14 protein-coding genes are annotated in these 13,615 nt (G+C 52.6%); 9 read left to right on the top strand and 5 right to left on the bottom strand.

The window, feature by feature from the left end; all coding sequences use genetic code 11:
- Positions 1-8 precede the first annotated feature (8 nt).
- The 4 genes from ilvN (at position 9) to pssA (ending at position 3,076) form a co-directional block, all read left to right on the top strand.
- On the top strand, positions 9-500 hold the full coding sequence (gene ilvN, locus WBJ47_RS09500; protein ID WP_422246546.1) for an acetolactate synthase small subunit: 492 nt from the start codon (positions 9-11) through the stop codon (positions 498-500).
- A 70-nt stretch (positions 501-570) separates the two neighbouring features.
- Positions 571-1,587, top strand: coding sequence for a ketol-acid reductoisomerase (ilvC, locus tag WBJ47_RS09495; RefSeq protein WP_422246545.1), 1,017 nt, complete (start codon positions 571-573; stop codon positions 1,585-1,587).
- A gap of 73 nt (positions 1,588-1,660) precedes the next feature.
- A complete protein-coding gene (locus WBJ47_RS09490) occupies positions 1,661-2,320 on the top strand; it encodes a phosphatidylserine decarboxylase (protein WP_422246543.1) in 660 nt (219 codons plus the stop codon).
- Positions 2,321-2,332: 12 nt separating this feature from the next.
- The gene (gene pssA, locus WBJ47_RS09485; RefSeq protein WP_422246541.1) at positions 2,333-3,076 is read left to right on the top strand and encodes a CDP-diacylglycerol--serine O-phosphatidyltransferase; all 744 of its coding nucleotides are present in this window, start codon (positions 2,333-2,335) and stop codon (positions 3,074-3,076) included.
- Positions 3,077-3,127: 51 nt separating this feature from the next.
- Here pssA and WBJ47_RS09480 read toward each other — a convergent pair whose 3' ends face one another.
- On the bottom strand, positions 3,128-3,685 hold the full coding sequence (locus WBJ47_RS09480) for a hypothetical protein (protein ID WP_424585624.1): 558 nt from the start codon (positions 3,683-3,685) through the stop codon (positions 3,128-3,130).
- A 181-nt stretch (positions 3,686-3,866) separates the two neighbouring features.
- Between WBJ47_RS09480 and rpsO the strand changes: the two genes are divergently transcribed.
- Both rpsO and pnp read left to right on the top strand, forming a co-directional pair.
- A complete protein-coding gene (gene rpsO, locus WBJ47_RS09475; protein WP_422246537.1) occupies positions 3,867-4,136 on the top strand; it encodes a 30S ribosomal protein S15 in 270 nt (89 codons plus the stop codon).
- Between the two features lie 99 nt (positions 4,137-4,235).
- A complete protein-coding gene (gene pnp, locus WBJ47_RS09470; protein WP_422246535.1) occupies positions 4,236-6,410 on the top strand; it encodes a polyribonucleotide nucleotidyltransferase in 2,175 nt (724 codons plus the stop codon).
- A gap of 34 nt (positions 6,411-6,444) precedes the next feature.
- Here pnp and WBJ47_RS09465 read toward each other — a convergent pair whose 3' ends face one another.
- The gene (locus WBJ47_RS09465) at positions 6,445-7,074 is read right to left on the bottom strand and encodes a PIN domain-containing protein (RefSeq protein ID WP_422246534.1); all 630 of its coding nucleotides are present in this window, start codon (positions 7,072-7,074) and stop codon (positions 6,445-6,447) included.
- A gap of 12 nt (positions 7,075-7,086) precedes the next feature.
- Positions 7,087-9,723, bottom strand: a complete 2,637-nt coding sequence (gene mdeB, locus WBJ47_RS09460; protein WP_422246532.1) for an alpha-ketoglutarate dehydrogenase — start codon at positions 9,721-9,723, stop codon at positions 7,087-7,089.
- Between the two features lie 133 nt (positions 9,724-9,856).
- On the opposite strand from mdeB, the gene WBJ47_RS09455 reads away from it, so the two are divergent.
- From WBJ47_RS09455 to WBJ47_RS09445, 3 genes are all read left to right on the top strand, one after another.
- Complete coding sequence (locus WBJ47_RS09455; protein ID WP_422246530.1) at positions 9,857-10,333, top strand: Lrp/AsnC family transcriptional regulator; 477 nt, start codon at positions 9,857-9,859, stop codon at positions 10,331-10,333.
- Positions 10,334-10,390: 57 nt separating this feature from the next.
- Entirely contained in the window at positions 10,391-10,927 is a 537-nt protein-coding gene (locus WBJ47_RS09450) for a phosphonopyruvate decarboxylase (RefSeq protein ID WP_422246528.1), read from the top strand.
- A 69-nt stretch (positions 10,928-10,996) separates the two neighbouring features.
- Positions 10,997-11,596, top strand: coding sequence for a thiamine pyrophosphate-dependent enzyme (locus WBJ47_RS09445; protein ID WP_422246526.1), 600 nt, complete (start codon positions 10,997-10,999; stop codon positions 11,594-11,596).
- 63 nt (positions 11,597-11,659) lie between these two features.
- On the opposite strand, the gene WBJ47_RS09440 is transcribed toward WBJ47_RS09445, so the two are convergent.
- Positions 11,660-12,619: an ABC transporter ATP-binding protein gene (locus WBJ47_RS09440; RefSeq protein WP_422246525.1), complete on the bottom strand. Its 960-nt coding sequence runs from the start codon at positions 12,617-12,619 to the stop codon at positions 11,660-11,662.
- The gene (locus tag WBJ47_RS09435; protein WP_422246523.1) at positions 12,616-13,614 is read right to left on the bottom strand and encodes an ABC transporter ATP-binding protein; all 999 of its coding nucleotides are present in this window, start codon (positions 13,612-13,614) and stop codon (positions 12,616-12,618) included. The genes WBJ47_RS09440 and WBJ47_RS09435 overlap by 4 nt, the downstream gene beginning before the upstream one ends.
- Between the last annotated feature and the right edge of the window lies 1 nt (position 13,615).

The raw sequence follows: 13,615 nt of genomic DNA, 5'->3' as shown, positions 1-13,615 counted from the left end.
GGACCACCATGAAACACATTATTTCTGTTCTGATGGAAAACGCGCCTGGTGCATTGTCGCGTGTGGTTGGCCTGTTCTCTGCTCGTGGTTACAACATTGAAACCCTGACCGTTGCTCCCACCGAAGACAACACTCTGTCGCGCTTGACGATGGTGACGATGGGTTCAGATGATGTGATTGAACAAATCACCAAGCATTTGAATCGGTTAGTGGATGTTATTAAGGTCGTTGATTTGACCGAAGGACCCCACCTGGAGCGTGAGCTCATGTTGATTAAGGTTCGTGCAGTAGGCAAGGAACGTGAGGAAATGAAGCGGATGGCGGATATTTTCCGTGGCCGTATCATTGATGTCACAGATAAAGCCTACACCATCGAGCTGACAGGTGATCAAGACAAGATTCAGGCGTTTATCGACGCCTTGGATCGAAGTGCGATTTTGGAGACTGTTCGTACAGGCGTCTCAGGGATCGGTCGTGGCGAGCGTATCCTCAAGCTGTGATTTGCTGCTAAATATTTAAAGTTGTCCCAATTATCCATTGCATTCAATTTACAAAAATCTGGAGCCCAGAATGAAGGTTTTTTACGATAAAGATTGTGACCTGTCCCTGATCAAAGGTAAGACAGTTGCTATTATTGGTTACGGTTCCCAAGGCCACGCGCACGCGCTGAACCTGCATGAGTCGGGCGTTAAAGTTGTGGTGGGCTTGCGCAAAGACGGCGCCTCCTGGAACAAAGCCGCCAATGCTGGCTTGAAAGTCGCTGAAGTCGCTGATGCAGTCAAAGCGGCTGATCTCGTCATGATGTTGTTGCCCGATGAAAATATCGGTCAGGTTTATCGTGAAAGCGTCCACAGCAACATCAAGCCTGGTGCTGCACTGGCTTTCGCACACGGTTTTAACGTGCACTACGGCCAAGTCATTCCACGTACCGACATCGACGTCGTGATGGTCGCCCCTAAGGCGCCTGGTCATACTGTGCGTGGTACTTATGCTCAGGGCGGCGGCGTGCCAGCTTTGGTTGCGGTTCATCAGGACAACTCAGGTTCGGCCCGTGATGTCGCCTTGTCATACGCTTGCGCGATCGGTAGCGGCCGTGCTGGTGTTATTGAGACAAACTTCCGCGAAGAAACAGAAACTGACTTGTTCGGCGAGCAGGCTGTTTTGTGTGGCGGTACGGTTGAGCTGATCAAAGCTGGTTTCGATACGCTGGTCGACGCAGGCTACGCACCAGAAATGGCTTACTTTGAGTGTTTGCACGAGCTCAAGTTGATCGTTGACCTGATCTACGAAGGCGGTATCGCCAACATGAACTACTCCATCTCGAACAACGCTGAGTTTGGCGAGTACGAGACAGGTCCAAAGGTTGTGACTGAGGCGACTCGCGAAGCGATGCGTCAGTGTCTCAAGGACATTCAGACAGGTGAGTACGCCAAGCGCTTTATCCTCGAAAACCAAGCTGGAGCGCCTGCTCTGATTTCGCGCCGCCGTATCAACGCTGAGTCGCAAATCGAAGTCGTGGGCGCCAAGTTGCGCGCCATGATGCCTTGGATTGCTGCCAACAAGTTGGTCGACAAGACCAAGAACTGATTGCGCTTAAATCAGTGAGTAATTGAAACACGCCCCTCGGGGCGTGTTTTTTTGGGTTAACCTTCTACTTACAATGAACACACCTCTCTATCCCCATCCGATTATTGCCCGCGAGGGTTGGCCTTTTCTGGCTGGCTCGATCCTGATTGCTTTGCTAGTGACCTGGTGGTCACCTGCCTGGTCTGTATTGTTTTGGGTTATTGCGATTTTTGTCCTGCAGTTCTTTCGTGATCCTGCACGCTCCGGTTCAACAGAGCCTCGCGCGGTGATTTCGCCTGCAGATGGCCGAATCGTTGTCGTCGAAGAAACTCAGGACCCTTACGCTGATCGCAAAGCACTCAAAATCAGCGTGTTCATGAACGTTTTTAACGTGCACAGCAACCGTTCGCCTGTCGATGGCGAAGTATTGATGACACAATATTTTCCTGGTAAGTTTTTCAACGCGGCCCTGGACAAAGCGTCCTTGGAAAACGAGCGTAATGCCATGGTGTTACGCACACCTTTAGGGCATGTTGTGACCGCCGTCCAAGTAGCCGGACTCGTGGCCAAGCGTATCCTTTGTTATACAAAACAGGGTGACAAGCTTTATCGCGGTCAGCGTTATGGTTTCATCCGTTTTGGTTCGCGCGTAGATGTTTATTTGCCTTTAGGTTCACGCCCCCGTGTGGCGATTGGTGACAAGGTCAGCGCCACCACGACCGTACTCGCTGATTTGCCTGAAACAACTCTATAGTGAGCACACCCTATGCCTGTTAACCCCTTGCGCGACCCCGAGCAACGCCACCGCAGCATTTATTTGCTGCCCAATGCGTTCACGACTGCCGCGTTATTTGCGGGTTTCTATGCTGTGGTTCAAGCGATGAATAATCGCTTTGAAATGGCTGCTATCGCAATTTTTGTCGCGATGGTGTTAGACGGCATGGATGGTCGCGTGGCAAGATTAACCAAAACGACTTCTGCCTTTGGTGAGCAATACGACTCGCTATCGGATATGACGTCCTTTGGCGTTGCGCCAGCGCTGGTCATGTACGAGTGGGCACTCCATGATTTGGGCCGCTGGGGCTGGCTGGCTGCTTTTGTCTATGTGTGTGGCGCGGCCTTGCGCCTTGCGCGCTTCAACACCAATATCGCTGTCGTGGATAAAAGGTTTTTTCAAGGTCTGCCGAGTCCTGCCGCAGGCGCGCTGATTGCTGGATTTGTTTGGTTGGTGGTCGATAACCGCCTACAGGTGCCCAAGGAACTGCTGGCCTGGACTGCATTTGTCATCACGCTTTATTGTGGCGTGGCGATGGTGTCTAACTTGCCCTTTTACAGCGGTAAGTCCTTCGCCCTCGGCCGTAGTGTGCCGTTTTGGGTGATTTTGGTCTTTGTAGCTGGCTTTGTCTTTATTTCTAGCAACCCACCCGTGATCCTGTTTGGATTATTTATTGTCTACGGACTCTCGGGGTGGGGTGTCTGGCTCTGGCGTTGGCAGCGTAGCAAGCGCTGAGAGCACAGGCTACAGGCAGTGAACTGCCTGTAACTGATTCAACCATCACTTTCAGCGCATTCTGTCGCCATCACCCAGCGTATCCGGATCTGGTGCGGGATGGAAGCGGTTGACTAGGTTGCCCTGAGCGCCCATATAAACATACATCATCGAGGCCCAGACGCCTTCTTGTTTGTAACGGTAGGCCCAGACAATCTCATTGCCTTTAGCAACCCCGTATTTGTTGGCGGGCTCACCAAACTCACACGCCAATTGTTTATCTGTCCATTGGCCGGTGGCCAAGACCTGAAAATGTGCGTCAGTCAACAACTGCTCCATCTCAACAACCTTGCCGTCTTTGGTTGTATTGGTGCCCCAGGCGTACTGGCCATAAGGCTGCATGGTCCAAATCAGGCGTTGTGTACCGTCATCACGCGTACAAATGGTAGATGGCTTGCCAAGCTTTTGAATCGCCTCTGCCGTGGACATGCCGGGTTTGACGGACTGGTAGTTGGCGCAACCCGCTAGTATCGCGATGGATGTCAGCGCAAGCGCAAAACTGACCGGACGAAGCGCGCGCAGACCGCGTTTTGGGCTAGAAGCAGGCTGAGGAGCGGAAATGAATGTCATTTTGGTCATCATGGGGCTCATTTAATGGCGAATCTGAGGTTCAAGTAGAACCAACTAGGTCCATTTTAGCTAATCGGCTATAATTCTGAAGCTTTATCGATGTTTATACATATTTTAGTTTTATTTTCCACTCACGTCAGGTCGCCTCAGTCCTGACGCTTGTCACTCGAGGTCATAAAAAATGTCTGTTGCTGATATTAAAAAATCCGACATCGTCGCGCAATTTCAACGCGCTCAGGGCGATACCGGTTCCCCAGAAGTTCAAGTGGCTTTGCTGACAGCTCGCATCAATGAGTTGACAGGTCACTTCAAAACCCACATGAAAGACCACCACTCACGTCGCGGCCTGCTTCGCATGGTGAGCCGTCGTCGTAAGTTGCTAGATTATCTCAAGAGCCGCAACCCAGATTCCTATCGTGCACTGATCGAAAAACTCGGTCTGCGTAAGTGATCGGTATCCATGGGGCAGTCTCCCCGTGAGTCAACCGTGGTCGGTGCGGCACTACTGCCGCAACGTCCACGGTTTTTCATTTGTAAGGAATAAATTGTCATGTTCAACAAAGTGACCAAATCGTTTCAGTATGGACAACATACTGTTGTGCTCGAGACCGGTGAAATCGCTCGCCAGTCTTCAGGCGCAGTACTTGTAACTGTCGAAGATACTGTCGTTCTCGCGACTGTTGTCGCCAAAAAAGAAGCTAAATCAGGTCAGGACTTTTTCCCTCTGACTGTTGATTACATCGAAAAAACCTACGCAGCTGGCAAGATCCCCGGTGGATTTTTCAAGCGCGAAGGCAAACCATCTGAAAAAGAAACGCTGACGTCGCGTCTGATTGACCGTCCTTTGCGTCCTCTGTTCCCAGAAGGTTTCTATAACGAAGTTCAGGTCATCATTCACGTCCTGTCCTGCAACCCAGAAATCGATCCTGACATCCCCGCAATGATCGGCGCATCCGCTGCTCTTGCCATTTCAGGTATCCCTTTCAACGGTCCTATCGGCGCCGCACGCGTGGGCTATATCGATGGCCAGTATTTGGTCAACCCAACCGCTAGCCAGCTCAAGACCTCACAGATGGACCTCATCGTTGCCGGTACTGAAGCCGCAGTGTTGATGGTGGAGTCTGAGGCTCAGCAGTTGTCTGAGGAAATCATGCTGGGTGGTGTGGTGTTCGGCCACAACGCCATGCAAGCCGTGATTGGCGCGATTAATGACCTCGTGCGCGAAGCTGGCAAGCCCGACTGGGACTGGCAGCCTGCTGCTAAAAACGAAGCGTTGATCGCTTCGGTGACTGCAGCTGCTCAGGATGCACTCTACGCCGCTTACCAGACACGCCAAAAGCAAGAGCGCACGACACAGTTGCGTCAGGTGTACGCAAGTGTGCATGCCAAGCTTGCTGAAGCGGCGACTGCTCAAGGTGTTTCCGCACCCGATGGCGTGACCGTCGACAACATTTTGTTTGACCTCGAAGCCAAGATCGTGCGCAGCCAGATTCTGAGCGGTGAGCCACGTATTGATGGCCGTGATACACGCACCGTGCGTCCGATCGAAATCCGTCTGGGCGTTTTACCCCGTGTCCACGGTAGCGCGTTGTTTACGCGCGGTGAAACACAGGCCTTGGTCATTGCAACACTCGGCACCAAGCAAAACGAGCAAATCATCGATGCGCTGATGGGCGAGTATCGTGACCGTTTCCTGATGCACTACAACATGCCTCCGTTTGCGACAGGCGAAACGGGTCGTGTTGGTACACCCAAGCGCCGCGAAATCGGTCATGGTCGTCTGGCCAAGCGCTCGCTCGTGCCATTGTTGCCAGATGCTCAAGACTTCCAGTACACCATTCGCTTGGTCTCGGAAATCACCGAGTCAAACGGTTCGTCCTCGATGGCGTCCGTGTGCGGCGGTTCGCTGGCTATGATGGATGCTGGCGTGCCTCTCAAGGATCACGTTGCAGGTGTGGCCATGGGCCTGATCCTCAACGAGGGCAAGTTCGCTGTGCTGACAGATATCCTGGGCGACGAAGATCACCTCGGCGATATGGATTTCAAAGTAGCAGGTACTGAAAACGGTATCACTGCTTTGCAAATGGACATCAAAATCCAGGGCATCACCAAAGAAATCATGCAAGTCGCCTTGGCTCAGGCTCGCGACGGACGTCTGCATATTTTGAGCAAAATGCGCGAAGCCATCCAGAACTCGCGTGGCGAGCTGTCAGCTTTTGCACCCCGTATGCTCAGCATGAAGATCAATCCTGAAAAGATTCGTGATGTGATCGGTAAGGGCGGCGCCACCATTCGTGCGTTGACCGAAGAAACCGGTTGCCAGATCGATATCTCTGATGACGGCACGATCGTGATTTCGAGTGCTGATCTTGATCGTGCGCATGATGCTCAGCGCCGGATTACTGAACTGACAGCGGATGTCGAAGTCGGTCAGGAATACGACGGTAGCGTTTTGCGTCTGCTTGATTTTGGCGCCATCGTTCAGGTCTTGCCAGGACGTGATGGTTTGTTGCACATCTCCGAGATCGCAAATTACCGCATCGCCAATATCAATGACGTGCTCAAAGTCGGTCAGGCTTTGCGCGTTAAAGTGATTGAGGCGGATGACAAGGGTCGTTTGCGCTTGTCGGTCAAAGCCATTGGTGGCATTGAGCAACAAGGCGGTGCACCAGCCGCTGACGCAGCCGCTCCTGCTGCCCCAGCACCAGAGGCACCCGCTCAGTAATTACTGACGGTCTGTCATTAAAAACCCTGTCAGGTCACAAGCCGGCAGGGTTTTTTTGTGCCAGCTCGTAAAGTCCGGCCAATCTAAACAGCCGGTCGCGGCGCAACATGCCGAGCATGGGTTCTGGTTGCCTTCTTCCACTGAGGACTAATTCGTCAACGGTGAGGTCAAGCGCTGTGGAAAGTGTTTGACGTTGCGTGGGCCACCACTGCGAGAGCAAGCGATCCGGATCGATGAGTCCGAGCTGTTGACGCCTGAGTTCAGAGCGACTGAAATCTTTGAGGTTCCACGTCAATACGCTGATGGGGCCTAAGTGTGCGGTCTCTACGGCGGCAATGCCTGTCGCTGCGACATGTTTGTCTTTACGATCGGTATGCTTGAGTGCAGCTTCGAAGGGGGTGACATCCCCCATATTGGCGGATGGAAACTGCTCTTGCATACTTTGCCATTCACTCTTAAGAAGCTCAGGATCAATCGGCCAAAGTCGGGCAGCATTACGTTGCCACTCCTGGCCAATCTTGTCCGTCCAAAGTGGGTCAAACAAACCTGTTTGAGCAAGATTGAGCAGCAGTGGTCTGAGCAAACCTGACATCATGATGCAAGCATCTATGACCAAAGCAGGGCGCTGCGAGAGGTTTGGAGCGGAGTGTTGAGCTGCGGTCATGCCTGGACATTGTTAGGTCAGAGCATATTTGGTTGCTCGGACAATGGTTTGCGCATCCACTCCAAAAAACGTTCTGAGCGCAGCGCGAGTATCGCTACGGCCAAAACCATCTGTGCCAAGTGTCATCAAGCGCCGGCTAGAGGGCACATAAGCCCGGACCGTTTCAGGGACCGCGCGTACATAATCCGTTGCCGCAATGATGGGACCTTGGCTCTTGGAGAGTTGCTGGTAGATAAATGGTACACCAGCGGCTGGATCACCTGAGAGCGCAGCCTGTTCGCACGCTAAACCGTCGCGAGCCAGTTCGCTCCAACTCGTCACACTGTAGACGGATGTCGTGATGCCTTCGGCGCTCAACTGTTGTGCGGCTTTGATGACCTCAGTCAAAATCGCACCTGATCCGAGCAAAGTAGCTTGCGCAGTTTCATTTTTAGCCTGGTAGACATTAAATAGATACGCTCCGCGAATGATGTCCTCGCGCACACCCTCGGGCAAACTCGGTTGGGCATAGTTTTCGTTCATCAACGTGACGTAATAAAATACGTCTCGTTGTTCGAGCATCATTTCTCGCACGCCCTGATCAATGATCACAGCCATCTCGCCTGCAAATGCGGGGTCGTACGCTTTGCAGTTGGGAATCGTGGCGGCATGCAAGTGACTCGTGCCATCTTGGTGTTGCAGACCTTCACCGCCCAGCGTTGTGCGACCTGACGTTGCGCCCAATAAAAAACCGCGTGGACGTTGATCGGCAGCGGCCCATATCTGATCGCCGACACGCTGAAAGCCAAACATGGAGTAGTAGATGTAAAAGGGCAGCATCGCCAGACCATGGACGCTATAGCTTGTCGCGGCTGCAGTCCAGCTCGCAATTGCCCCGGCTTCAGAAATACCTTCTTCCAAGATCTGACCGTCCAAGGCTTCGCGATAACTCAGCACCGAACCAATGTCTTCGGGTGCATAGCGCTGACCCACACTTGAGTAAATGCCGACTTGTTTAAAGAGATTGGCCATGCCAAAAGTACGTGCCTCGTCCGCGACAATCGGAACAATACGCGGTCCAAGCACAGGGTCTTTGAGCAAATTACCCAGCACTCTGACAAAGGCCATGGTCGTACTCATTTCTTTGCCTTCGGCCTGCGTGGCAAACTGGCTATACGTAGACATTTCAGGTACGTCCACTGACTCACATGTCGTTTCACGCTTTGGTAAATAGCCACCAAGTGACTGACGCTGCTTTTGTAAATATTGCATTTCCGGACTATCGGGAGCAGGACGATAAAAGCTCAATGAAGTCGCCTGTTCGTCTGTTAGCGGCAAGTTAAAGCGATTGCGGAACTCAAGCAAATCGTTGTCATCAAGTTTTTTCTGGCTATGCGTCGTCATTTTTCCTTGACCCGCACTCCCCATGCCATAACCCTTTTTGGTGTGGGCCAGGATCACGGTAGGCTGGCCCGTATGGTTTGCAGCTGCCGCATAGGCGGCGTGTATTTTGACGAGGTCGTGCCCGCCTCGCTTGAGACGATCAATTTGATCGTCCGTCATGCCTTGTGCGAGACGCGCAAGCTCTTCATTTTGACCAAAAAATGTATCGCGATTAAAGCGACCATCCTTGGCGGCAAAGGTTTGCATCTGACCATCGACGGTATTGGCAAAGGCACGTGTGAGTGCACCCGTCAGATCACGCGCAAACAGGCCATCCCAGTCGCTACCCCAAACTAATTTGATGACATTCCAGCCTGCACCCGTAAACAGTTTTTCCAGCTCATCAATAATTCTGCCGTTTCCACGAACGGGGCCGTCCAGGCGTTGCAGGTTGCAATTGACGACCCAGACTAAATTGTCCAAGCCCTCGCGCGCGGCAAGTGTTAACGCACTCATGGACTCGGGCTCATCCATTTCACCATCGCCAAACACGCCCCAAACCTTGCGCGATTCGCAGTTCAATAAATTGCGATGCGTCAGGTAATGCATAAAACGTGCGTGATAGATGGAGCTGATTGGGCCAATTCCCATCGAACCTGTTGGAAACTGCCAGAAATCTGGCATGAGCCAAGGGTGTGGATAGCTCGACAGTCCTTGTGCGCCGTTTTTAATCGCTTGGATTTCTTGGCGGTAATGCAACAGATCTTGTTCTTGGAGTCGTCCTTCGAGGTAGGCGCGCGCATAGACACCTGGCGCGCTATGCGGTTGAAAGAACACTAAATCGCCACGGTGCTGACCTGGACCTGTGCCACGACGTGCTTCGAAAAAGTGGTTGAAGCCAGTTTCGAACAAATCAGCCGCACTGGCATAACTCGCGATGTGTCCGCCGAGCTCACCGTAGGCTTGATTGGCCCGCACGACCATCGCGAGTGCATTCCAGCGCATGATGGAAGCCAAACGCTCCTCGATCGCCAAATCGCCCGGAAAAACGGGTTGCTGATCGACAGAGATCGTATTGACATACGGTGTGCTGAGCTCTGGTTTCCAGCCGACTTGTGCCGTATGCGCAGTTCGGACAAGTTCATCGAGTAAAAATTTAGCGCGCTCAGGTCCCTCGCTTTCCAGAACAGCCAACAGCGCTTGCTGCCACTCATGCGTCTCTTGACTATCGGTATCGACAGAGGTGTTTATCCATGAAGAGGGGCGGGGATCAATGGCAGCATTCATGATGAGCAGTCTTTTGGCGAATAGTACGGATACCGACATTCTAGGGACTTGTATGCAGCATTGGATGCCTTAATTGTGAGTAAAAATGATAATATGCAGCATTAAATTCTGATTTTTTAATAAAAACAGCATAATGAAATTAGATTCGATTGATTTAAAGATATTGTCCGAGTTGCAGGCAGACGGGGCACTCTCAAATATTGAGCTTGCGCGTCGCGTGCACCTGAGTCCGTCGCCGTGTCTGGCACGTGTCAGGGCCTTGGAGGCAGCCGGTGTGATCGACCGCTATGTGGCGTTGGCCAATGCCGCTGCACTTGGTTTGGGTCTCAATGTCTTTATCAATATCAGCCTTAAAAGCCAGAGCAAAGAATCTCTCGCACATTTTGAGCAACGTATTAGTGAGCACGATGAGGTCATGGAGTGTTATCTCATGACTGGAGACAGCGACTATCTGATCCGTGTGGCGGTCGCGGATATCGCCGCACTAGAAAAATTTATCTTGGAACAACTCACCCCCATACCAGGCATTGAAAAGATCCGGTCGAGTTTTGCACTTAAACAGGTACGCTATAAAACTGCCTTACCGCTTCCATCAAAAACGGACGTATAGTTACGCTTCGATACAAAATCGCTTCGTTAAAAAAACTGATCATAGGATTTGCGAGACATGAGTGAAGTCTTCTCCCCCACACCCGCCTGGCAAGAACAGATATTCAAGGTTCTCAAGGAAGGCGGTATTCAACAAGTGTCTTATGTGCCGGATGCCGGTCATGCACACGTGATTCGTCGCGTCAACGAAGATCCCGCAATGCGTGGCATCGTGCTGACAACAGAAGAAGAAGGTATTGCCGTCGCCGGCGGTGCTTGGCTCGGTGGACAACGACATGCGCTGCTGATGCAGAGCAGTGGCGTGGGTAACTGTATCAACATGATGTCCTTGCTACAGAGCTGCCGCTTCCCGTTTTTGACCTTAGTGACGATGCGTGGTGAATATGCAGAGTTCAATCCGTGGCAAGTGCCAATGAGCAAAGCGACTCAGGCATCGATGGAGTTGATGGGAATTAAGGTTTATCGCGCAGAGTACGCCGATGAGGTCGAGGATGTTGTGGGTGCCGCCTTGGATTTCGCCTTCGAAGGCGGAGAGCCAGTCGCCGTGCTCTTGTCACAGCGCTTGATCGGACGCAAGAAATGGCTGCGCAACTAAGTGTGCTGAGTTGATTTCAGTCATTGAGTGTTGTGCAACATCTTCCAAGATATTTCGATAGGAATTGCAATGAGTCATGTTCAGTCTTCTACTAGCGTCATTGATCGACGCGAGTTCGTCAGCGCTCTGATTGCCAAGTGCCCAGAGTCCTTGATTGTTACCGGTTTGGGTTCCGCGACATACGATGTGTTTGCCGCAGGTGATCGCGATAAAAACTTTTATTTGTGGGGTGCCATGGGCGGTGCTGCCGCGATGGGTCTGGGCTTAGCCTTGGCACAGCCAGACAAGTCTGTGATGGTCATCACAGGCGATGGTGAGCAATTGATGGGCATTGGAACCTTGGCGACTATCAGTGCTCAACAACCCGCCAACCTCACCATCGTCGTGCTCGATAACGGACATTTCGGTGAAACAGGCATGCAGTACAGCCACTCCAGTCTTGGCACCGATTTATCCGCAGTCGCCAAGGCTTGCGGTATCGCCAACGCATATCAGGTCAAGGATATGGCAGGCCTTAAGCAGGTCGAGCAAAACGTGAATGCGCGTCAAGGCGTGACCTTTGCGCAGATCTTGGTCAAGGCGGATGACCTGCCGCGAGCCTTGCCTTCGCGTGACGGCGTGTTTGTCAAAAACCGTTTCCGCTCAGCCTTGGGTCTGGCACCGTTCTAAGTCAGTCACTATCACAAGCGGTATCAAGCACTCACTCCGTTCTCAAAAGAAGGGAGTGAGTGCTTAAATTTTTGCGGGATAGAGATGACAGGCGACCTCGCCTTGTGCATCACGCAACAAGTGGGGATGCTGGACGGAGCACTCAGGTCGGCGCTGTTGGCAGCGCGGATGAAACGAGCAGCCCGTAGGGGGGTGTAACGGATCCGGAAACGACAGACCGAGCCCCATGTCAGGGATCCCCAAACCAGGCTCTGGCGTCAGTACCGAAGCTAATAGCGCCTGAGTGTAAGGATGGCGCGGATGCTTAAAGAGCGTCGCCGTTTCAGTTTGTTCCACGACACGACCCAAATACATCACGGCCACTTGCGTCGCAATGTGCTCCACGACTGCCAAGTTGTGGCTAATAAAGACATAGGTCAAGTTGAAATCTTTGCGCAGATCCAGCAATAAATTCAAAATCTGCGCCTGCACCGACACGTCAAGTGCTGAGGTCGGCTCATCGCAAACCACAATTTCAGGATTGATCACCAAGGCGCGAGCGATTGCGACGCGCTGGCGTTGACCGCCAGAAAGTTGTCCAGGCGTATTGTCTGCATAGCGCGCTGGTAAACCCACACGCTCCAACATTTCGATGGCTTTCTTGCGTCGCTCACTCTTGGTGCCCACCCCGAGAACATCTAGTGGAAAGGACACAATGGATGAAATGGTACGGCGTGGATTTAGTGAGGAGTAGGGGTCTTGAAAAATAGGCTGTACACGGCGTGCCAAGTCTCGTCGATCAATCTTGCTGATGTCTTGTCCGTCGATCAGGACGCTTCCGCGCGATGGGGGAGTCAGCCCTAACAACATACGGGCCAGTGTGGATTTACCGCAACCAGACTCACCCACAATGCCCAAGACATCTTTGCGTTGTACCGAGAGGTCGACACCGTTTACTGCATGCAGTGTCTGGCGTGGCTTAAACATACCGACACTGACAGAAAACGTACGTTGGAGATCTTTTGTTTCAATCAGGGCAGTCATTGGCCTGCTCCGCTCTGGTTCGTTTCATTCATGACACAGCGCCACTGTTGACCTTGCGATGTCTGATGGAGGGGAATCGACTCACTGCAGCGTGCTTGAGCATGCGCGCAGCGATCTTTAAAGGCGCAACCTTTCATCTCGCCGATGAGTGAGGGGACGACACCAGGAATCGTCCCGAGTCTGCCGCCCGGGATGGTTTTTCCAGGGATCGGGATGCAGCTAATCAAACCGCGGGTATAGGGATGCTGGGGTGAGGCAAAAATATCCGCTGCCGCACCTTCCTCGACAATTTGACCTGCGTACATCACCGCAACCCGATCAGCGATCCGAGCGACAACACCTAGATCGTGCGTGATGAGTACCATCGCGATACCGAGTTCCTCCTGCAGGTCTGCCAACAGACGCAAAATTTGCGCTTGAATGGTGACGTCCAATGCCGTGCTGGGCTCATCTGCGATCAGCAGTTCAGGTCCGCACATGAGCGCCATGGCGATCATGACGCGCTGGCGCAAGCCACCTGACAGCTGATGGGGATACTGCCCGAGCCGCTCGGCGGCAGAGGCGATCCCAACCTTTTCCAAGAGCTCGACGGCACGCAGGCGAGCGTCTTCTGCCGAAGCTTTGAGATGGTGACGGTAGTGTTCGGTCAACTGATCACCGATGGTATAGGCTGGATTAAGAGCCGTCATCGGCTCCTGAAAAATCATCGCCATACGGTTGCCGCGCAAGTCGTTGATGCGGCTCTTGCTTGCGCGCGTCAAGTCTTCGCCTAGGAATTCAAAAACACGGCTGTTGCGTTTCGCAGTTTTAGGCAACAGGCCCATCATCGACAGCGAAGTAATAGATTTACCGCAGCCCGATTCGCCCACGATACAAAGCGTTTCGCCGCGTTTAACCTGGATCGAAATATCGCGCACCACATGGAGCGTGCCACGTGGTGTGGCGATATCAACTGTTAATCCTTGTACATCCAGAACAATTTCGTCAGTCACCATG

This window comes from Zwartia sp. (assembly GCF_049655405.1).
GTDB lineage: Bacteria > Pseudomonadota > Gammaproteobacteria > Burkholderiales > Burkholderiaceae_B > Zwartia.
The sequence above is the reverse complement of the archived record's forward strand: the minus strand, read 5'-3'. Positions and strand labels throughout refer to the sequence as shown.